Source organism: Variovorax sp. KBW07 (assembly GCF_003852515.1).
Classification (GTDB): domain Bacteria; phylum Pseudomonadota; class Gammaproteobacteria; order Burkholderiales; family Burkholderiaceae_C; genus Variovorax.
Genome location: NZ_QAJK01000146.1, coordinates 1 through 18,411 on the forward strand (window position 1 = coordinate 1; position 18,411 = coordinate 18,411).

Here is an 18,411-nt window from a genome sequence, read left to right on the forward strand (position 1 = left end):
CTGTGCACGCACAAAGAATGCCCCCGTTCCCAAACAGCAGCGCCAAAGAACAAAAGCAACCAAAACCGAGCCACAAAGCAGCGTGACAAACCACTGATATGTTGACCATTCTTTTCGACGGCATCGCCTACGGCATGCTGCTCTTCGTGCTCGCCGTCGGGCTGGCCGTCACGCTCGGGTTGATGAACTTCATCAATCTCGCGCATGGTGCCTTTGCCATGGCCGGCGGGTATCTCACCGTCTTTGCCATGCAGAAGATGGGCTTGCCATTTTTGGCCTGCCTGCCGCTTGCGTTCATCGTCGTCGGCCTGGCCGGGGCCCTGCTCGAGCGCACGCTCTACCGGCCCATGTACGGCAAGTCTCACCTCGACCAGGTGCTCTTTTCCATCGGCCTCGCCTTCATGGCCGTGGCCGCCATCGACTACTTCGTCGGCTCTTCGCAGCAGAACGTGCAACTGCCCGAATGGCTGCGCGGGCGCACCGAAATCGGTGACGGCGCGCTGCTGCTGGGCATGGGGCACTACCGGCTGTTCATCATTGCCGTGTGCGCCGTGCTCACCATCGTGCTGCAGCTCATTCTTTCGAAGACGCGCTTCGGCAGCCGGCTGCGCGCCGCCGTCGATGATCCGCGCGTCGCGGCGGGGCTGGGCATCAACGTCAACATCGTGTTCCTGCTGACCTTTGCCGTGGGCTCCGGGCTGGCAGGGCTGGGCGGTGCGCTGGGCGCCGAGATTCTCGGGCTCGACCCGACCTTTCCGCTCAAGTACATGATCTACTTTTTGATCGTGGTCTCGGTCGGCGGCACTTCGTCGATCACCGGGCCGCTGGCGGCGGCGCTGCTGCTGGGCATTGCCGACGTGGCCGGCAAATACTTCATTCCGAAGATGGGGGCGTTCACCGTCTACCTGCTGATGATTTTGATATTGATGTGGCGGCCGCAAGGCTTGTTCACGCGCAAGGGAGGCCGCTGATGAGCGCGCTCGATTTCCAGTCGGCGCTGCTGCGCAAGGCGCGCTGGCGGCCACTCGAATTCGTGGTGTGGGCCGCGGCCTTCGCGCTGCCGCTCGTCATGCCTTCGCATTCGCTGCTGGTGAACGAAATTGCCATCGTCGCGCTGTTCGCGATGTCGCTCGACCTGATCCTGGGCTACACCGGCATCGTGTCGCTGGGCCACGCCGCGTTCTTCGGCTTCGGTGCCTACGCGGCGGCGCTGTTCGCCAAACTTGTGATGCCTGACCCCACCGTGGGGCTGGTGGTGGCGACGGTGCTGTCGGCGGTGCTGGGCCTCGTGGCCAGCGTGACGATCTTGCGCGGCAGCGACCTCACGCGGCTGATGGTCACCCTGGGCACGGCACTGCTGCTGCTCGAGTTGGCCAACAAGCTCGACTGGCTCACCGGCGGCGCCGATGGCCTGCAGGGCGTGGTGATGGGGCCGGTGCTCGGCCTGTTCGAGTTCGACCTGTATGGCCGCACGGCCGCCTGGTATTCGCTGGCCGTGATGCTGGTGCTGTTCCTGCTGATGCGCCGGCTGGTGCATTCGCCGTTCGGCGCCACGCTCAAGGCGATTCGCGACAACCGCCTGCGCGCCATGTCCATCGGCATTCCGGTGGTGTCGCGGCTCGCGACGGTCTACACCATCGCGGCGGGCGTGGCCGGTGCCGCGGGTGCGCTGCTCGCGCAGACTACGGGCTTTGCCTCGCTCGACGTGCTGGCCTTCGACCGCTCGGCCGACGTGCTGCTGATGCTGGTGATCGGCGGCGTGGGCTGGCTGTATGGCGGCGTGGCCGGGGCCATCGTGTTCAAGCTGCTGCAGACCTGGCTGTCGGCCGTGACGCCGCAGTACTGGATGTTCTGGATCGGGCTGATCCTGGTGCTGCTGGTGCTGGTCGGGCGCGACCGGTTGCTCAAGCCCTGGACATGGTTCGGCGCAGGCGCGGGCAAGAAGAAGAGCGAGAAGGGGGAAGCGGCATGAGCGAAACCGTGCTTTCCACCCACGGCCTGGTGATGCGCTTCGGCGGCATCACGGCCACCAACAACGTGACGATGGAACTGAAGCGCGGCGCACGCCATGCGCTCATCGGCCCCAACGGCGCTGGCAAGACCACGCTGATCAACCAGCTGACGGGCGTGCTCACGCCGAGCGAAGGCCGCATCACGCTGCTGGGCGAAGACATCACGAACCTGGCGCCGCACAAGCGCGTGGCGCGCGGGCTGGTGCGCACCTTCCAGATCAACCAGCTGTTCGACTCGATGACGCCGCTCGAAACGCTGGCGCTGGTGGTGTCCCAGCACCAGGGCATCGGCGCGCAATGGTGGCGTCCGCTCGGTTCCAGCAAGGCGGTGGCGGAGCGCGCCGCGCAGCTGCTCGAGCAGTTCCACCTGAGCGACGTGGCAAAGCAGCAGACGAAGTTCATGGCCTACGGCAAGCGCCGCCTGCTGGAGATTGCGATTGCACTCGCGTGCGAGCCGCGCGTGCTGCTGCTCGACGAGCCGGTGGCGGGCGTGCCCGCCGGCGAGCGCGAAGAGCTGCTGCAAACGGTGGCCGCGTTGCCGGCCGATGTGTCGGTGCTGCTCATCGAGCACGACATGGACCTGGTGTTCAGCTTTGCGACGCGCATGACGGTGCTGGTCAACGGCACGCTTCTGACCGAAGGCGACCCCGAGGCCATTGCCAACGATCCGAAGGTGAAAGAGGTCTATCTGGGCCATGGCGCGGACACGAAGGAGGGTGCCCATGTCTGAACTGCTGCGCATAGAGAACCTGAGCGCCGGCTATGGCGAAGCCGTGGTGCTGCACGACGTGGCGTTTTCGCTCGGCGAGGGCCAGACGCTGGCGCTGCTGGGCCGCAACGGCACGGGCAAGACCACGCTGATCAACACGCTCGCGGGCGCCACGCGCCAGCACGGCGGCAGCATTGCGCTGGGTGGCCTGGCACTGCACAAGCTGGCGCCGCACCAGCGCGCCGCGGCCGGCATCGGCTGGGTGCCGCAGGAGCGGAACATCTTCAAGTCGCTCACCGTGCACGAGAACCTCACGGCCGTGGAGCGCACTGGAAAGTGGAGCCCGCAGCGCGTCTACGAAATGTTCCCGCGCCTGGCCGAACGCAAGGGCAACCTGGGCACGCAGCTGTCGGGCGGCGAGCAACAGATGCTGGCGGTGGGCCGCGCGCTGGTGCTGAACCCCAAGCTGCTGCTGCTCGACGAGCCGCTCGAAGGGCTGGCGCCGATCATCGTGGAAGAGCTGCTGCGCGCCATTCGCCGCATCACGCAGGACGAGGGGCTGGCCGCGATCATCGTGGAGCAGCACCCGCAGGCGATTCTTGCGATTTCCGACGAAGCGGTGGTGCTGGACCACGGGACCATCGTTCACACCGACAAGGCGGCCGTGCTGCGCACGCAGCCCGAAGTGCTCGACCGGTTGCTGGGCGTGGCCAGGTAGCCCTTTACTTCGACGCGGCCCTGCTTCGCGGGTCGTGTCGGGTGCTGCCGGTCCAGTGCAAGGGCATCTTCGGAAGCGACGACCTGAGCGCCTCCCACAGGTGCTTGGCGGCGCTGGTCTGGAAGCGCGTGCGCGAGCGCACGAGGCAGGCCTGGCGCTGCAGCCCCGGTGTCTTCAGCGGCATCGCGTTCTTCACGTCGAGGCTCAGCGCGGCGGCGGCATTGAGGATCGCCACCATGCCGCTGCAATCGGCGGCATGCACCAGGTCTTCGAGCACGTCGGATTCAAGGCCGACCTGCGGGCGCAGGCCGAGCTTGGCGAAGGCGGCGTCCAACTGGCGGCGCATCGTGTATTCGCTGGGCAGCAACGCCAGTCGCGCATCGGCAAGCGAAGCCAGTGCTATTGACTTGCCGCGCTGGCGGGCTACGCCTGCCATGGCTCCCACAGCGACGAAGGGCTCGATGAAGCACGGCTCGATGTCCAGGTCGGCATGCGGCTCGGGATCGAAGCTCACGGCCATGTCCAGGTCGCCGCGAAGCACGCCTTCGGTCAGCGCCTGGGCCGTTCGTCGCTGCAGCACCAGCGACAGCTCGGGCCACTGCGCCTGCGCCGCGTGTGCCACCGGCGCCACCCAGCACCCGCTGTACGACTGCACCAACCCGATTCGCACGCGGCCCGCCACCGTGTCCGCGCGTTCGTTGGTGTGAAGCAGCGCCGATTGCAGGTCGCCCAGGCAGGCGCTGATGCGGCGATCGAGTTCGCGGCCGGGTGCGGTGGGGACGGCCCTGCCGCCGGTGCGATCGAACAGGTGAACCTCGAGCAGGTTCTCCAGCAGGGCGATCTGGTCGGACAACGCCGATTGCGAGATGGAGCAACTGCGCGCGGCCTCGTTGAAGCTGCGCGCGCGCATCGCCGCACTGAAGTAGCGCAGCTGGCGAAGCGAAACAAGGTCGAGCGGGTCGCGTGAACGTGTGGCCATGGTTATCGGATTATCCGATAGCGCTTCGCGATTAATGCGATTTGCCGGCGTGCGACGCGATGCCGACACTAGGCCGCAGAGACAAGCAAGAAAGGCATCGAGTTTCACCATGAAAAGAAGAGTTCTCCTGCAGTCCGCTGCATCCGCGATGGCCGCATGCATGGCGCCCGCCCTTCATGCGCAGGCGTTTCCCGGCAAGCCCATCCGCCTTGTTTGCCCCTATCCCGCGGGCGCGACCACCGATGCGATTTCGCGATTGATGGCGAATGCGCTGCAGGTCGAGAGCGGCGCGACGGTGCTGGTCGACAACCGCGGCGGCGCCGGCGGCAACATCGGCACCGAAGCGGTGGCCCGTAGCGAGGCCGACGGCTACACGCTGCTGCTGGGTGCGCTCGGTCCCATGGCGGCCAACGAGGCGCTGTACCCGAAGCTCGGCTACAACCCGGCCAAGGATTTCGTGCCGCTGGCATGGGCCGCGTCGGTGCCGCTGGTGATGGTGGCGCATCCTTCGTTCCCCGCGTCCGATCTTCGCGAGGCGCTGGCGCTGTTGCGCAAGAGCCCGGGCAAGTTCTCCTATGCGTCGGCGGGCAGCGGTACGCCGCAGCACCTGGCGGCGGAGCTTTTCAAGCGCGACACCGGCACCTCGACCCTGCACATTCCCTATCGCGGCTCGGCACCGGCGCTCAACGACGTGATGGGTGGGCAGGTGCAACTGCTGTTCGAAGCCACGCCGGCCGTGCTGCAGCACATCCGGGTCGGGCGGCTCAAGCCGCTGGCCGTGACGTCGGCCGGCCGCATTCCGGCGCTGCCCAACGTGCCCACGCTGAAGGAGAGCGGTGTCGATGCGGAGATCAGCGGTTGGTACGGCTTTCTTGCGCCGGCGGCCACGCCCGCCGATCGCGTGGCATGGCTGGTCGCGCACATGCAGAAGGCGTTGGCGGCCACCGGCACGCAAGACAAGCTGGCCGAGCTGGGTTCGGTGCGCATCGACCATTCACCCCAGGCCTTTGCGCGGCTCATGGCGAGCGAGCGCACGCGCTGGCAGAAGCTGATCCGCGAGGTCGGCATCAAGCTGGACTGAGCAACGCGAGCCCCTTTCCACCATGCCTCACATCTCTATCGAAATTTCTCCCGCGCTTTCCGCGGGGATCGACTGGAACACGCTCTTGCCGGGCCTGCACCAGGCACTGGCCGAGCCCGGATGGGCCGCGCTGGACGACCTGAAGTCGCGCGTGCATCTCATCGCACATGAACTGTGCGGCGCGGCACCGGCATCGCAGCAACTCATCGCGACGCTGACGCTGACCAACCCGCGCCCGCCGCAGGTGTGCCGGCAGATGGCCGAAACGCTGCATGCCCACCTGTCGCAGGCGATTGCCGCACAGGCACCGGGCCGGTGGGTGCAGTGCTGCGTGTTCCTGCACGAGGTGCCGAAGGGCAACTACCTCAAGCAGCAATGGAATCTGTCCGCGCCGATGGCGCAACCCTGAGTGAATTTCAAGGAGCAAAGAATGAACCAGATGTCGATGACGCAAGAGCCCGGCGGCAACCGCCGCAACGTGTTGCTTGGTGCCGGTGCCGCGATGGCGGCCACGGTCTTGTCCACGGCGCCCGCGGGCGCGGCCGGCACGCAGGCACGGAACCGGGAACGCCAGGAAAGCAAGGAAAGCCAGCCACAAGGCCGCTTCTGGCCCAACGGCGCGCGGCTGGTGATCTCGGTCTCGATGCAGTTCGAGGCAGGCGCGCAAAGCGAACGCAACAACGGCGCGCCGTTTCCGCCGCTGGCCGAAGACGTGCCCGACCTGCCGGCGCGCACCTGGTTCGACTACGGTGTGCGCGAGGGCATTCCGCGCATGCTCGACCTGTGGGACAGGCACGGCGTGAAGGTCACCTCGCACATGACGGGGCAGGCGGTGGAGCGCAATCCGGCGCTGGCGCGCGAGATCGTCAGCCGTGGCCACGAAGCGGCGGCACACGGCCAGACCTGGACGCCGCACTGGACCATGACCGCGGAGCAGGAGCGTGCCTCGTATGCCGCGAACATCGCGGCCGTCGAAAAGGCCACGGGCACGCGCCCGGTGGGCTTCAACGCGTTCTGGTTGCGCGGCACGCCCAACACCCTGGGCGTCCTGCAGCAGTTGGGCTTCACGTACCACATCGACGACCTGTCGAGCGACGAGCCGATGACCACCGAGGTCAACGGCAAGCCCTTTGCCATCGTCCCCTACACGCTGCGCAACAACGACATTGCGCGCTACGGCGCCGAGGGCCCGTTGACGGCATCGGCCTTCGGCCAGGAGCTGCGGGACGAGTTCGACCAGCTCTACGCAGAGGCCGGCATGCGCCGCCGGATGATGTCGATCTCGACGCACGACCGCATCGGCGGCACGCCGGCGCGCGTGAAGGTGATGGGCGATTTCCTGGCCTATGCCAACAAGCGCCCGGGCGTGGCTTTCGTGCGCAAGGACCAGATCGCGCAGTGGGCACTGTCGATGCCGAACGTGCCCCGCAAGGCGTACTGATCTTCTGATCTTCAAGCGCGGGTTGAAAGAGTTTCCGGCCGCGAGGGCTTGGCCCCGCGCCGCCGCGCTCCCACACTGCGGGCATCGAACTACTTCATGCCGCAGGGAACACATCCATGAGCAACACGCCCCTCATCAGCATCGCCGTCTTGAAGGCCAGGGCCGGCCAGCGCGAGGCGCTGGGCACTGCCTTGAGCGCCCTGGTGCCGTCCACGCGGCAGGAGCCCGGCTGCCTCGACTACACGCTGTTCGAGTTGCGCGACGAACCCGGCAGCTTCTACATGCGCGAGTCCTTCAAGGACCAGGCCGCGCTGGACGCGCATTTCGCGACGCCGTATTTCCAGGCCTTCGAGAAACGGTTCGACGAGTTGCTCGCTGAACCGATCCGGCTGGTCTTCCTGGAAAAGATCGCCTAGATCGCGCAGCCCTCGGGGCCGCACACCGGTAGCGTTGCATCGGCCCTGGTTGCGGTTGCGGTGGCTGCCATGGACGGGCCGACGAACTCGGCCAGCTTGGCCTTCCATTCGTCCGCACGCCCCAGCCAGGGACCGATGTCGATGCGCCCCGCGCTGCCATCGGCCTGCGTCAGCACGAAGGTCGGAAAGCCCTGGCCGCCCGCGCGTTGCAGCAGCTGGCGGCTTTCGGCGATGTGCTGTGCGGTGGCTTCGCCCGAGAGTTGCTTGAACGCGGCGGCAAAGGCTGTGGCGTCGAAGCCGAGTTCGGCGGCCACGGCCGCGAGCACATCCGCATCGGCGATGCGCCGGCCTTCGACGTAGTGCGCGCGCTGCAGGCGGTGCGCCATGTCGAGCCCGCCACCTGTGCGCAGCGATTCGGCCGCGAGGATCGCGGTGGTCGGTGGCTCGGAGTCCATCGTCGCGCCGGTGTCGCGCAGCAGTCCTTCGAAGTAGCCTTCGCCGAAGGGCTGGCCGGTGAGCTCGGCAATGCGGCGGTCGTGCGGCATCACGTAGTCGCGCCATTGCGGCGTGATGGGGCGGCGGTTGGCGCCGGTCATCATGCCGCCGCCATGGAACGCGACATGCAGGCCCGGCACGCCGCGGGCCGCGTCGACCAGCGGCGCGGCGGCATAGCACCAGCCGCACAGCGGATCGAAGATGTAGTGCAGCGTGACTGCGTTGTCGGTACCGGTGGCGTTCACTGCGGCCATTTCATTTCTCCCTTGATGACCTTGGCGCCCAGCTCGAGCGACGAGGCGTCTTCCAGCTTCGGGTAGCGCTTCTTCATGGCGGCGATGAGCGCGGCCGAGTCCTTTGCCCTGGCGGCTTCGGTCTCGAAGGCCTGCAGGTAGCTGCGCGTGAACTTCACCGAGGCCAGGGTGTACGGCGCCGAGCCGTTGGCATTGGGCAGGTAGTGGCCGGGCACCACGGTCTTGGGGTGCAGGGCTTCGATGCGGCCCAGCGTCTTGATCCAGTCGCGGCGCGATTGCGGCGTTTGCGTGTCGGCCACCCACACGTGGATGTTGGCCGACACCGGGATGCCGCCGACCACGGCCTTGAGCGACGGAATCCACGCGAAGCTGCGTTCGGGCGTGGGGCCGTCGAGGCCGACGACCTGGATCTTGCGGCCTTCGATCTCGATGCTGTCGCCCGCGAGCGGCTGCGGCACGACCAGCGCCTTGGGCGCGTTGTCCTTGAGGATCGGGCCCCAGTGCGCGAGCTTGCCGTCTTTCGAGGCCTGGATGGCGGCCACGGTCTGCGGCGTGGCGACGATCTTCGCGTCGGGGAAGGCGGCCTGGACCACGTCGAGGCCGAAGTAGTAGTCGGGGTCGCTGTGGCTGATGTAGATCGTGGTCAGCTTCTTGCCGCTGGCCTTGATCTTCTGCACCAGCGCTTCGGCGTCGTTGCGCTGGAACTGCGCGTCGATGAGCACTGCGTCGGTCTGGCCGGTGACCAGTTCGGACGACACCGGGAACATCGATTTGGCACCGGGGTTGTAGACGTCGAGCTTGAGCGGTTCGGTGGCTTGGGCGGCCTGAGCGGCTTGCGCGGCCAGTGGTGCGAGGCTCAGCGTGGTGGCGAGGGCGGCGGCGGAGAAAAGGGCTCTGCGGAACATGGGTGTCTTTCGGTCGGTTGTCGGTGATTGAGGGGTGACAGCGTGAACAGACCGAATGTTAGGTTGCGGAAATCGAAACAAAAACCTCCGATGTCGCAATGAATTATTTCTGTTATCGGCCGAATCAGTGGTCTGGCGGACGGTCTGTCGCGCACTGCTCAAGGTGCGCGACCAGTAGTTGCGCCGAGGGCGACAGCGCCGATTCCCCGCGAAAGCAGATCGCGAAACGACGGCGCGCCCAGTCGTCGGTGAGCGGCATCAGGCGCAGCCCGAAGGCATCGGTGAAGGGCCGGGCGACTTCCGCGGGCACGACGCTGATGGCCAGCCCCGCGCGCACCACGCGCAGCGCCGCGTCGAAGTTGGACACCAGCACCCGGTACACGAGCGGCTTGCCGGCCACGGCGGCCTCGCGCGCGAGCATCAACTGCACGGCGCTCAATGCGGGCATGCCGACGAATTCATGGTCGAGCACCTGCTCGAAGCGCACCGCGTCGTGGCGCGCCACCGGGTGCGTGGGGTGCGCGACGATCGCGAGGTGGTCGGAGCGGTAGTCGCGACGCTCCAACCCTTCAAGATCGGCCGCGTCCCAGCACAGGCCGATGGAGGCGATGCCCTCGCGGATGCCGCGGACGATTTCGGGGCTCACGCGTTCTTCCATGTCCACGCGGATATTGCGGTGCGCGGGGTTCTTCAGGAAGCCAGCCACGTCTTCGGCGAGCGATTCGGCCATGACGGACGCCGAGGCCAGGATGCGCACGTGTCCGCGCGCGCCGCCGGCATAGGCGGCCATGTCGCGCTCGATGCGGGTGGCGCTGCCGAGCATGGCGCGGGCGTGTTCGAGCAGCGTTTCGCCGGCCGGCGTCGGCACCACGCCGCGGCGCTTGCGCAGCAGCAGCGGCGTGCCGACGGTGTCTTCGAGCTGCGCCAGCCGCTTGCTGATGGCCGAGCCGACGATGCTGGCCTGCTCGCCAGCGCGCGCGATGCTGCGGGTTTCGCAGACGGAGACGAAGAGGCGCAGGGTGGTCAGGTCGAGGTCTCGCATGGTGTTCCGTTCTGGAAGCGGATGGCTTCCAAAATATACCTTCTGGATCGAATCGGAACTTCTAACATCGGCGCCGTACCCCACCATGACGGAGACAACGCCTTGATTCATGCCTTCCTGCCGCCCCGCGCGGTCGTTCGCGAAGTGGGGCTGCGCGACGGGCTCCAGAGCATCGCCCGCGTGCTGCCCACGGCACACAAGCTCGAATGGATCCGCGGCGCGCACGCGGCCGGCCAGCGCGAGATCGAGGTCGGCTCCTTCGTGCCGGCGCACCTGCTGCCGCAACTGGCCGACACGGCCGAACTGCTGGCCTATGCGAAGACGCTGCCGGGGCTCTTCGCCTCGGTGCTGGTGCCCAACCTCAAGGGCGCGGAGCGCGCCATCGCGGGCGAGGCCGACCTGATGATGGTGCCGCTCTCGGCGAGCCGCGCGCACAGCCTTGCCAACCTGCGCAAGACGCCCGACGAGGTGGTGGCCGAGGTTGGCCGCATCCGCGCCGCGCGCGACGCGGCGGGCTCGAAGACGCTGATCGACGGCGGTGTGGGCACGGCCTTCGGCTGCACGCTGCAGGGTCATGTGGAGCCCGACGAGGTGCTGCGCCTGATGCAGGCACTGCTCGACGCGGGCGCCGACCGCGTGAGCCTGGCGGACACGGTGGGCTACGCCGATCCCGCGATGGTGCGCAGCCTGTTCGAACGCGCGCTGCGCATCGCGGGCGACCGCCTCTGGTGCGGCCATTTCCACGACACGCGCGGCCTCGGGCTCGCGAACGCGTATGCGGCGCTGGAGGTCGGCATCACGCGCTTCGACGCCTGCCTGGCCGGCATCGGCGGTTGCCCGCACGCGCCCGGTGCTAGCGGCAACGTCGACACCGAAGACCTGGTCTTCATGCTGGAGAGCATGGGCGTGGCGACGGGCGTCGATCTGAAGCAACTGCTGGAGCTGAGAAGGCGCGTGGCCGGCTGGCTCGAGGGCGAGACGCTGCAGGGCACGGTGTGGCGCGCGGGCTTTCCCAAGACCTTCGTGCCGAACGCAGCAGCGGCCGAAGAGGTGGCGGCATGAGCACCACCGACAGGACAGAACAAAAACGCCTGCCGCTCGCGGGCATTCGCGTGGTCGAGTTCACCCACATGGTGATGGGGCCGACCTGCGGCATGGTGCTGGCCGACCTGGGCGCGGAAGTCATCAAGGTCGAGCCGATCGACGGCGACCGCACGCGGCACCTGCTGGGCGCGGGCGCGGGCTTCTTCCCGATGTTCAATCGCAACAAGAAGAGCATCGCGCTCGACCTGCGCAATCCGCGGGGGCTCGAAGCGGCGCTGCGCCTGTGCGCCACGGCCGACGTGGTGGCGCAGAACTTCCGGCCCGGCACGATGGACAAGTACGGGCTGGGCTACGCCGCGCTCGGCAAGCTCAATCCGCGCCTCGTGTACGTGAACCACACGGGCTTCTTGCCCGGCCCCTACGAGCACCGCACCGCGCTCGATGAAGTGGTGCAGATGATGGGCGGGCTGGCCTACATGACCGGGCGCCCCGGCGATCCGCTGCGTGCGGGCACCAGCGTGAACGACATCATGGGCGGCATGTTCGGCGCCATCGGTGCCATTGCCGCGCTGATGCAGCGCGCGGAAACCGGCAAGGGGCAGGAGGTGCAGTCGGCGCTGTTCGAGAACAACGTGTTCCTGGTCGGGCAGCACATGCTGCAGTACGCGATCACGGGGGAGGCGGCCGCGCCGATGCCCGAGCGCATCTCGGCCTGGGCGCTGTACGACGTGTTCACCGTGAAGGACGGCGAGCAGATCTTTCTGGCCGCGGTGAGCGATGCGCAGTGGACGGTGTTCTGCGACGCACTCGGTTTCGACGACCTGAAGGCCGACCCGGCCCTGCGTACCAACAACGACCGCGTGCGCCTGCGCCCCACGCTGCTGGCCGACCTGCGCGTGCGGCTCGCCGGCCGTTCGGCTGCGGAGCTGTCGGCGATTTTCGAGGCGCGCGGCCTGCCGTTCGCGCCGATCACGCGGCCGGAAGACTTGTATGCCGATCCGCACCTGAAGGCCACGGGCGGCCTGGCCGACATCCGCCTGCCCGACGGAGAGCGCGCCGGGCAGATGGCGCAGACGACGCTGTTCCCGATCACGCTCGGCGGCGAGCGGCTGGGCGTGCGGCTGCATCCGCCAACGCTCGGCGAGCACACGCGCGAACTGCTGGCCGAGCTGGGCTACGCCGATGCGCAGGTCGATGCGATGCATGCCGATGCGGCCGTGAGCTGACGCCGACGATTCTTCAAGACCATAAAGAGAGACAAGACCCATGACCACCACGAATCTTTTTCCGATGAACCGCCGCGCGGTGCTGGGCTTCGGCGCCAGTGCCGCCGTGCTGGCCGCCTGTCCGGTTCGGGCCCAGGGCTCCGACAAGCCGATCCGTTTCATCCTGCCGATCAGCGCCGGTTCGGGCGTGGACAACATCGTGCGCGCCGCATCGGTGGCGCTCGGCAAGGCCTTCGGCCAGCCGGTGGTCGTCGAGAACATGCCGGGCGCGGGCGGCATCACCGGCACGTCGGCCATCGTCAAGGCGGCGCCCGACGGGCTCACGCTCGGCATGGTGTCGAAAAACCACGTCATCAACCCGAGCGTGTTCAAGAAGATGCCATTCGATGCAATCGCCGACGTCACGCCGATCAGCGTGGTGGGCGCAACGCCGCTGGTGCTGATGGTCAACCCCAAGCTGCCCGCGAAGAACGTGAAGGAGCTGGTCGCGCTGCTGCGTGCCAGGCCCGAGGGCTACAACTACGCCTCGTCGGGCAACGGCACCATCATTCACCTGGCCGGCGAGATGTTCATGGACGAGGCCGGCGTGAAGGCGCGGCACATCCCGTACAAGGGCACCGGCCCGATGGTGACCGACATGATCGCGGGGCAGGTCGAGATCGGCGTGGTCGCGCTGCCCGCGGTGCAGCAGCACATCAAGAGCGGCGCGCTGCGCGCCATCGGCGTGTGCGGGCCGGTGCGCTCACCGGCCGCGCCGGACATTCCGACCATCGCCGAGCAGGGCTTGCCGAACTACGCGGTTGAAGGCTGGTTCGCGGTGATCGGCCCGCCGAAGATGCAGACCGCCGACATCAAGCGCGTGCACGATGCCGTGGTGGCCGCCTACACCAGCGCCGAGGTGCGCGAGGCGATGGACAAGCAGGGCAATGTCATCAAGCCCACCTCGTCCGAAGAGGCCGTGAGCTATTTCCGCAGTGAGGCCGCGCGCTATGCGGCGCTCGTGAAGAAGGCGAACGTCGTGCTGGAGTGAAGGCCGTGCTCCTTCCCCCGGGAAGGGGGAGGGGGCAGTGCGTGGCCTACGCAGGGCCTACGGCACGGTACAAGGCCCGCACGAAATCCGACTGCGTGATCATGCCGGTGAGGCGCTTCTCACTGTCGATGATGGGAATGTGGTGATGGCCGCCTTCGGAAAACAGCGGCACCAGCTCGACCACGGGGCGGTCGGCGCTGGCCACGCGCACCTGGCGCGTCATGATCTGGCCGACCACTTCGGGCTTGCTCGAGACCACGGTGCGGGTGGCACGGATCAGGTCGCGCAGCCGGCCCGCAATGCCTTCGTGGTGCTGCAGGTCGAGCTGGCGAAAGAAGTCGGCCTGCGTGACGATGCCGACCACGCGGCGCGTGCGGTCGGTGACGGGCAGCGCCTTGATGCGGTGCGTGTGCATCAGCGCCCAGGCCTCCTGCAGCGGCGTGCCGAACTCCACCGAGATGGGCTGGCCCGACATGATGTCGGCGCAGTGCAGCGTGCCCAGGCGCCGCTTGTACGACTCGAGCTCGGTCTGCTGGATCAGTGACTCCAGGTCGTCGCGGCTGATGTCGAGCACCTGGTTGTAGCGGGACAGCACGGCGTCGATGTCGGCCTGGCTGAAGCGTGCATTGGCCGCCGGCGGGCGCGCCACCTGCACGTGCGGATAGCGCCGGCCGGTGAGCGAGTTGTAGGCCACGCCGGCCAGCACCAGCAGCACCGAGTTCGTGAGCGCGGGAAACAGCGCCGAAGAAAACTGCGTGGTGTGCGTCAGCACCGCGAGCAGGGCGGCCGCGCCGCCGGGCGGGTGCAGGCAGCGCGCGGTGAACATCAGGCCGATGGCGCCGCCGACCGCAATGGCGGCGGCCCAGGCCGGATCGGGAATCCAGTTGGCGCAGGCAATGCCGAACAGCGCCGACAGCGTATTGCCGCCGATGACCGACCAGGGTTGGGCCAGCGGGCTGGCGGGCACCGCGAACACCAGCACGGCACTGGCGCCCAGCGGCGCGATCAGCCACACGGCACTGTGGTTGCCCGGCAATGCGCTTGCCAGCCAGCGGCACAGCAGCCCGGTAATGAGCAGGCCGAGCGCCGCGCCGCCCACGGCACGCAGGCGCTCGCGGGCATCGACGGTGGTGCGGCCCGGCAGCCAGGCGCGCGCGTGGTTCAGGAAAGAAGAAGCCAGACGACGCATCGAACGATCCGAGCCCTTTTTCGTTGCGTCAGCCTTCGGTGGCCACCCGGCGCCCGATGTCGGGCCAGCGGCCGTGCAGCCAGACCCAGGCGACCAGGCCGATGGCCAGCATGGCGGTGGAGGTGAGCGCCAGCGCGAGCGTCGAATGCATCACCAGCGGCGCGATGGCACCGGCCACCACGCCGTTGGCGGTGGAGCCGATGACGGCCTGCAGCGACGAGGCCATGCCGCGCCGTTGGGGGTGCAGGTCGAGCACCAGCAGCGTGACCACCGGCACCATCAGCGCCCAGCCGAAGGCGAACACCGCGAGCGGCCACAGCGCCCATGCCACGTGGGCATGGAAGAAGGTGTTGGCCACCACGTTGACCACCGAGGTCACCAGCATGATGAGAAAGCCGTCGCGGATCTGCCGCTTGGGCGCCACCTTGCCGGCCATGCGGCCGCTGGCGCGCGCGCCCAGCATGATGCCGCCGATGGTCAGCAGGAAGAACCAGAAGAACTGCTGCGGCTGCAGCGCCAGGTGGTCGCCCAGGAAGGCCGGCGCGGCCAGCACGTAGAGGAACATGCCGTTGAAGGGCACGCCGCTGGCGAAGGCCAGCAGCAGGAAGCGCGGGTCGGAGCACAGGTCGCGGTAGCCGCGCATGAGGTGGCGCACCTGGAACGGCTGGCGATGGTCCTTGTGCAGCGTCTCGGGCAGCAGCTTGTAGTTGGCGACGAACAGCACCACGCCCACCGCCACCAGGAACCAGAAGATCGCGTGCCAGCCCGCATGCACGAACAGGAAGCCGCCCACGATGGGCGCGATGGCCGGCGCCACGCCGAAGTAGATGGTGACCTGGCTCATGACCCGCTGCGCCTCGGCGGGCGGGAACATGTCGCGGATGACGGCGCGCGAGACCACGATGCCGGCACCGGTCGACAGGCCCTGCAGGCCGCGGAACAAGACCAGCTGCGTGATGTTCTGCGACAGCGCGCAGCCCAGCGAGGCGAGGGTGAACACCGCCAGTCCCCACAGCACCACCGGCCGGCGGCCGAAGCTGTCCGACAGCGCGCCGTGGAACAGGTTCATGAACGCAAAGCCGAACAGGTAGGCCGACAGCGTCTGCTGCATCTCGGCCGGCGTTGCGCCGATGGAGCGCGCAATGCCCGAGAACGCCGGGATGTACGTGTCGATGGAGAAGGGCCCGAGCATGCCCAGCACGGCGAGCAGCACGGCCAGCGCCCAGCGCGGGGCTCGCCAGAGTTTGTCTGCGTCGGGATTCATGGAAAGGGCGGCTCCGTTGTTGGTGTTGTTCGTGCGGTCTGCAAAAAAGAGAACGCCCGCCGCCCGTATGAGGGGCGAAGCGGGCGCTGTTGCTTCAGGGAACCCGGCTTACAGGGTATCGATGAAGCTGCGCAGCTTGTCGGAGCGGCTGGGGTGCTTCAGCTTGCGCAGCGCCTTGGCTTCGATCTGGCGGATGCGTTCGCGGGTCACGTCGAACTGCTTGCCGACTTCTTCCAGCGTGTGGTCGGTCGACATTTCGATGCCGAAGCGCATGCGCAGCACCTTGGCTTCACGCGGTGTGAGCGAGTCGAGGATGTCCTTGACCACGTCGCGAAGACCGGCTTGCATGGCGGCCTCGATAGGGGCCGTGTTGCTGCTGTCTTCGATGAAGTCGCCCAGGTGCGAATCGTCGTCGTCGCCGATGGGGGTTTCCATCGAGATCGGCTCCTTCGCGATCTTCATGATCTTGCGGATCTTGTCTTCAGGAATCTCCATCTTCGCGGCCAGGATGCTGGCGTCGGGCTCGAAGCCGAACTCCTGCAGATGCTGGCGCGAAATGCGGTTCATCTTGTTGATGGTTTCGATCATGTGCACCGGGATGCGGATGGTGCGCGCCTGGTCGGCGATCGAGCGCGTGATGGCCTGGCGGATCCACCACGTGGCGTAGGTCGAGAACTTGTAGCCGCGACGGTATTCGAACTTGTCGACCGCCTTCATGAGGCCGATGTTGCCTTCCTGGATCAGGTCCAGGAACTGCAGGCCGCGGTTGGTGTACTTCTTGGCGATGGAGATCACGAGGCGCAGGTTGGCCTCGATCATTTCCTTCTTGGCGTCACGCGAAGACGACTCGCCTTCGTTCATGCGCTTGTTGATGTCCTTGAGCTGCGTGAGCGGCACCACGACGCGCGACTGGATGTCGGTCAGGCGCTGCTGCAGTTCCTGCACCGGCGGAATGTTGCGGGCGAGCACGGCGCTCCAGGGCTTGCCGGCGGCGGCCTGCTTCTCGACCCACTTCAGGTTCAGCAGGTTCGACGCGATGCGGTTGCCGTTCTTGTCGTAGCCGCTGAAGTCGCGAATGAATTCGTCCTGCGGGAAGCCGCACTTGTCCACGATGATGCGGCGCAGTTCGCGCTCTTTCTTGCGCACGTCGTCGACCTGCGTGCGAACCAGGTCGCACAGCTTCTCGATGGTCTTGGCGGTGAAGCGGATGGTCATCAGCTCTTCCGACAGGGCCTGCTGGGCCTTGTCGTAGGCAGGCGTGCCGTAGCCTTCCTTGTCGTAGATCTTGTGGACCTTCTCGAACATGCCGGCGATGCGGTCGAAACGCTCGAGCGCGTCGCGCTTGAGTTCTTCGAGCTTCTTGGTGAGTGCCTTGGAGCCGCCCTTGCCGTCGTCGTCGTCTTCTTCGTCGAATTCGTCGAAGTCTTCTTCGGCCACGTAGTCGTCGGCCTCGTTGGGGTTCGAGAAGCCGTCGACGATGGTCGAGATGACGACCTTGCCTTCGCGGATTTCAGCGGCCAGGCGCAGGATTTCGGCGATGGTGGCGGGGGAGGCCGAGATGGCTTCCATCATGGCCATCAGGCCGCCTTCGATGCGCTTGGCGATTTCGATTTCGCCTTCGCGGGTCAGCAGCTCGACCGTGCCCATTTCGCGCATGTACATGCGGACCGGGTCGGTGGTGCGGCCGAATTCGCTGTCCACCGTGGAGAGAGCCGCTTCGGCTTCTTCTTCGGCTTCTTCCACCGTGGTGGCGGTGGGCGCGGTGTTGTTCAGCAGCAGGGTTTCGGCGTCGGGCGTCTGCTCGTACACCGCCACGCCCATGTCGTTGAGCATGGTGACCACGACTTCCATGGTCTCGGCGTCAACCAGCTTGTCGGGCAAGTGGTCGGAAATTTCGCCGTGCGTGAGGTAGCCGCGGGTCTTGCCCAGCGTGATCAGGGTCTTCAGGCGCGAGCGGCGCTTGGCCAGGTCTTCTTCGGAGAGCACGGTCTCGTCGAGGCCGAACTCCTTCATCAAGGCGCGTTCCTTCGCCTTGCTGATCTTCATGCGCAGCGGCTTGACCTTCTCTTCGGTGGTCGTGGCAGCCGCGGGTTCGTCGCCTGCCAGGTCTTCCTCGATGTCCGACAGATCGATGTCGCTCTCGCCGGATTCATTGCCGGCCTTGGGCTTGCGGCCGCGCTTGGCGCCGGTGGCGGGCGCGGCGGCGCCGGCGGCCTTGGGCGGGCGGCCGACTTTCTTGGCGGCGGGGGCGGCAGCAACCGTCTTGGCGGCAGCTTTTTTGGGATCGTCGAGAGAGGTCGATTTCGTGGGCACGGTTTTCACTTTCGTTGCGGCTGCCGATTTGGTCGCGGCGGCACCCGTCTTAGATGCCGGCTTTGTGCCGGCTTTCAACGGTTTTTCTGTTGCGGGCTTGGTGGCGACGCTTTTGGCAAGTGAAATAGCAGGCTTCTTTGAACTGGGCATACGACCTCGTTACGGAAAGAAAAGACAAGCGGAGTCACAGGCGCACGCCGTCCGTTGGGACAACGCCACCACGCCCGTGCACAAGGCACGGACAAAACAATTGGGAAAGAGGAAGTAATTCCTCAGCAGGCAAGATGTCGGGC

General features: G+C 67.0%; 19 protein-coding genes. 12 read left to right on the plus strand and 7 right to left on the minus strand.

Annotated elements, in window-relative coordinates:
- Nucleotides 1-98: 98 nt before the first annotated feature.
- From DBV14_RS26830 to DBV14_RS26845, 4 genes are read left to right on the plus strand one after another with little or no spacing between them, the layout of a single operon-like run.
- Entirely contained in the window at nucleotides 99-971 is an 873-nt protein-coding gene (locus DBV14_RS26830; protein ID WP_124463886.1) for a branched-chain amino acid ABC transporter permease, read from the plus strand.
- Nucleotides 971-1,972, plus strand: a complete 1,002-nt coding sequence (locus tag DBV14_RS26835; protein ID WP_124463888.1) for a branched-chain amino acid ABC transporter permease — start codon at nucleotides 971-973, stop codon at nucleotides 1,970-1,972. Before DBV14_RS26830 ends, DBV14_RS26835 begins: the two co-directional genes overlap by 1 nt.
- Entirely contained in the window at nucleotides 1,969-2,742 is a 774-nt protein-coding gene (locus DBV14_RS26840; RefSeq protein ID WP_124463890.1) for an ABC transporter ATP-binding protein, read from the plus strand. The genes DBV14_RS26835 and DBV14_RS26840 overlap by 4 nt, the downstream gene beginning before the upstream one ends.
- The gene (locus DBV14_RS26845; RefSeq protein WP_124463892.1) at nucleotides 2,735-3,439 is read left to right on the plus strand and encodes an ABC transporter ATP-binding protein; all 705 of its coding nucleotides are present in this window, start codon (nucleotides 2,735-2,737) and stop codon (nucleotides 3,437-3,439) included. The genes DBV14_RS26840 and DBV14_RS26845 overlap by 8 nt, the downstream gene beginning before the upstream one ends.
- Nucleotides 3,440-3,443: 4 nt before the next feature.
- Here the strand turns inward: DBV14_RS26845 and DBV14_RS26850 are convergent, their stop codons facing one another.
- A complete protein-coding gene (locus tag DBV14_RS26850; RefSeq protein ID WP_260397245.1) occupies nucleotides 3,444-4,418 on the minus strand; it encodes a LysR substrate-binding domain-containing protein in 975 nt (324 codons plus the stop codon).
- Between the two features lie 109 nt (nucleotides 4,419-4,527).
- Here DBV14_RS26850 and DBV14_RS26855 point away from each other — a divergent pair, with 109 nt between their 5' ends.
- The 4 genes from DBV14_RS26855 to DBV14_RS26870 all read left to right on the plus strand — a co-directional run bounded on the left by DBV14_RS26855 (nucleotide 4,528) and on the right by DBV14_RS26870 (nucleotide 7,356).
- Complete coding sequence (locus tag DBV14_RS26855) at nucleotides 4,528-5,499, plus strand: tripartite tricarboxylate transporter substrate binding protein (protein WP_124463894.1); 972 nt, start codon at nucleotides 4,528-4,530, stop codon at nucleotides 5,497-5,499.
- Nucleotides 5,500-5,521: 22 nt separating this feature from the next.
- Nucleotides 5,522-5,908 (plus strand): 5-carboxymethyl-2-hydroxymuconate Delta-isomerase, encoded by a 387-nt coding sequence (locus tag DBV14_RS26860; RefSeq protein ID WP_124463896.1) that lies wholly within the window; start codon nucleotides 5,522-5,524, stop codon nucleotides 5,906-5,908.
- Nucleotides 5,909-5,929: 21 nt separating this feature from the next.
- Entirely contained in the window at nucleotides 5,930-6,940 is a 1,011-nt protein-coding gene (locus tag DBV14_RS26865; protein ID WP_260397246.1) for a polysaccharide deacetylase family protein, read from the plus strand.
- 116 nt (nucleotides 6,941-7,056) lie between these two features.
- The gene (locus DBV14_RS26870; protein WP_124463898.1) at nucleotides 7,057-7,356 is read left to right on the plus strand and encodes a putative quinol monooxygenase; all 300 of its coding nucleotides are present in this window, start codon (nucleotides 7,057-7,059) and stop codon (nucleotides 7,354-7,356) included.
- Here the strand turns inward: DBV14_RS26870 and DBV14_RS26875 are convergent.
- The 3 genes from DBV14_RS26875 to DBV14_RS26885 all read right to left on the minus strand — a co-directional run bounded on the left by DBV14_RS26875 (nucleotide 7,353) and on the right by DBV14_RS26885 (nucleotide 10,052).
- Nucleotides 7,353-8,105 carry a DsbA family protein gene (locus tag DBV14_RS26875; RefSeq protein ID WP_124463900.1) on the minus strand — a complete coding sequence of 251 codons (753 nt, stop codon included), beginning with the start codon at nucleotides 8,103-8,105 and terminating at the stop codon, nucleotides 7,353-7,355. The two genes, DBV14_RS26870 and DBV14_RS26875, sit on opposite strands and share 4 nt — an antisense overlap.
- On the minus strand, nucleotides 8,093-9,010 hold the full coding sequence (locus tag DBV14_RS26880; RefSeq protein WP_124463902.1) for an MBL fold metallo-hydrolase: 918 nt from the start codon (nucleotides 9,008-9,010) through the stop codon (nucleotides 8,093-8,095). Before DBV14_RS26880 ends, DBV14_RS26875 begins: the two co-directional genes overlap by 13 nt.
- Before the next feature lie 124 nt (nucleotides 9,011-9,134).
- Entirely contained in the window at nucleotides 9,135-10,052 is a 918-nt protein-coding gene (locus DBV14_RS26885; RefSeq protein ID WP_124463904.1) for a LysR family transcriptional regulator, read from the minus strand.
- A 102-nt stretch (nucleotides 10,053-10,154) separates the two neighbouring features.
- On the opposite strand from DBV14_RS26885, the gene DBV14_RS26890 reads away from it, so the two are divergent.
- The 3 genes from DBV14_RS26890 to DBV14_RS26900 are packed head-to-tail and all read left to right on the plus strand — an operon-like array spanning nucleotide 10,155 to nucleotide 13,352.
- Nucleotides 10,155-11,114 carry a hydroxymethylglutaryl-CoA lyase gene (locus DBV14_RS26890; protein WP_124463906.1) on the plus strand — a complete coding sequence of 320 codons (960 nt, stop codon included), beginning with the start codon at nucleotides 10,155-10,157 and terminating at the stop codon, nucleotides 11,112-11,114.
- The gene (locus tag DBV14_RS26895) at nucleotides 11,111-12,322 is read left to right on the plus strand and encodes a CaiB/BaiF CoA-transferase family protein (protein WP_124463908.1); all 1,212 of its coding nucleotides are present in this window, start codon (nucleotides 11,111-11,113) and stop codon (nucleotides 12,320-12,322) included. The genes DBV14_RS26890 and DBV14_RS26895 overlap by 4 nt, the downstream gene beginning before the upstream one ends.
- Nucleotides 12,323-12,362: 40 nt before the next feature.
- On the plus strand, nucleotides 12,363-13,352 hold the full coding sequence (locus tag DBV14_RS26900; protein ID WP_260397247.1) for a tripartite tricarboxylate transporter substrate binding protein: 990 nt from the start codon (nucleotides 12,363-12,365) through the stop codon (nucleotides 13,350-13,352).
- A gap of 46 nt (nucleotides 13,353-13,398) precedes the next feature.
- Here the strand turns inward: DBV14_RS26900 and DBV14_RS26905 are convergent, their stop codons facing one another.
- The 3 genes from DBV14_RS26905 to rpoD form a co-directional block, all read right to left on the minus strand.
- Entirely contained in the window at nucleotides 13,399-14,541 is a 1,143-nt protein-coding gene (locus tag DBV14_RS26905; protein ID WP_124463910.1) for an HPP family protein, read from the minus strand.
- A 28-nt stretch (nucleotides 14,542-14,569) separates the two neighbouring features.
- A complete protein-coding gene (locus DBV14_RS26910) occupies nucleotides 14,570-15,805 on the minus strand; it encodes a multidrug effflux MFS transporter (protein ID WP_124463912.1) in 1,236 nt (411 codons plus the stop codon).
- A 108-nt stretch (nucleotides 15,806-15,913) separates the two neighbouring features.
- The gene (gene rpoD / locus DBV14_RS26915) at nucleotides 15,914-18,118 is read right to left on the minus strand and encodes an RNA polymerase sigma factor RpoD (protein ID WP_260397248.1); all 2,205 of its coding nucleotides are present in this window, start codon (nucleotides 18,116-18,118) and stop codon (nucleotides 15,914-15,916) included.
- Between rpoD and DBV14_RS34040 the strand changes: the two genes are divergently transcribed.
- Entirely contained in the window at nucleotides 18,111-18,386 is a 276-nt protein-coding gene (locus DBV14_RS34040) for a hypothetical protein (protein ID WP_260397249.1), read from the plus strand. The genes rpoD and DBV14_RS34040 overlap by 8 nt on opposite strands.
- Nucleotides 18,387-18,411 lie beyond the last annotated feature (25 nt).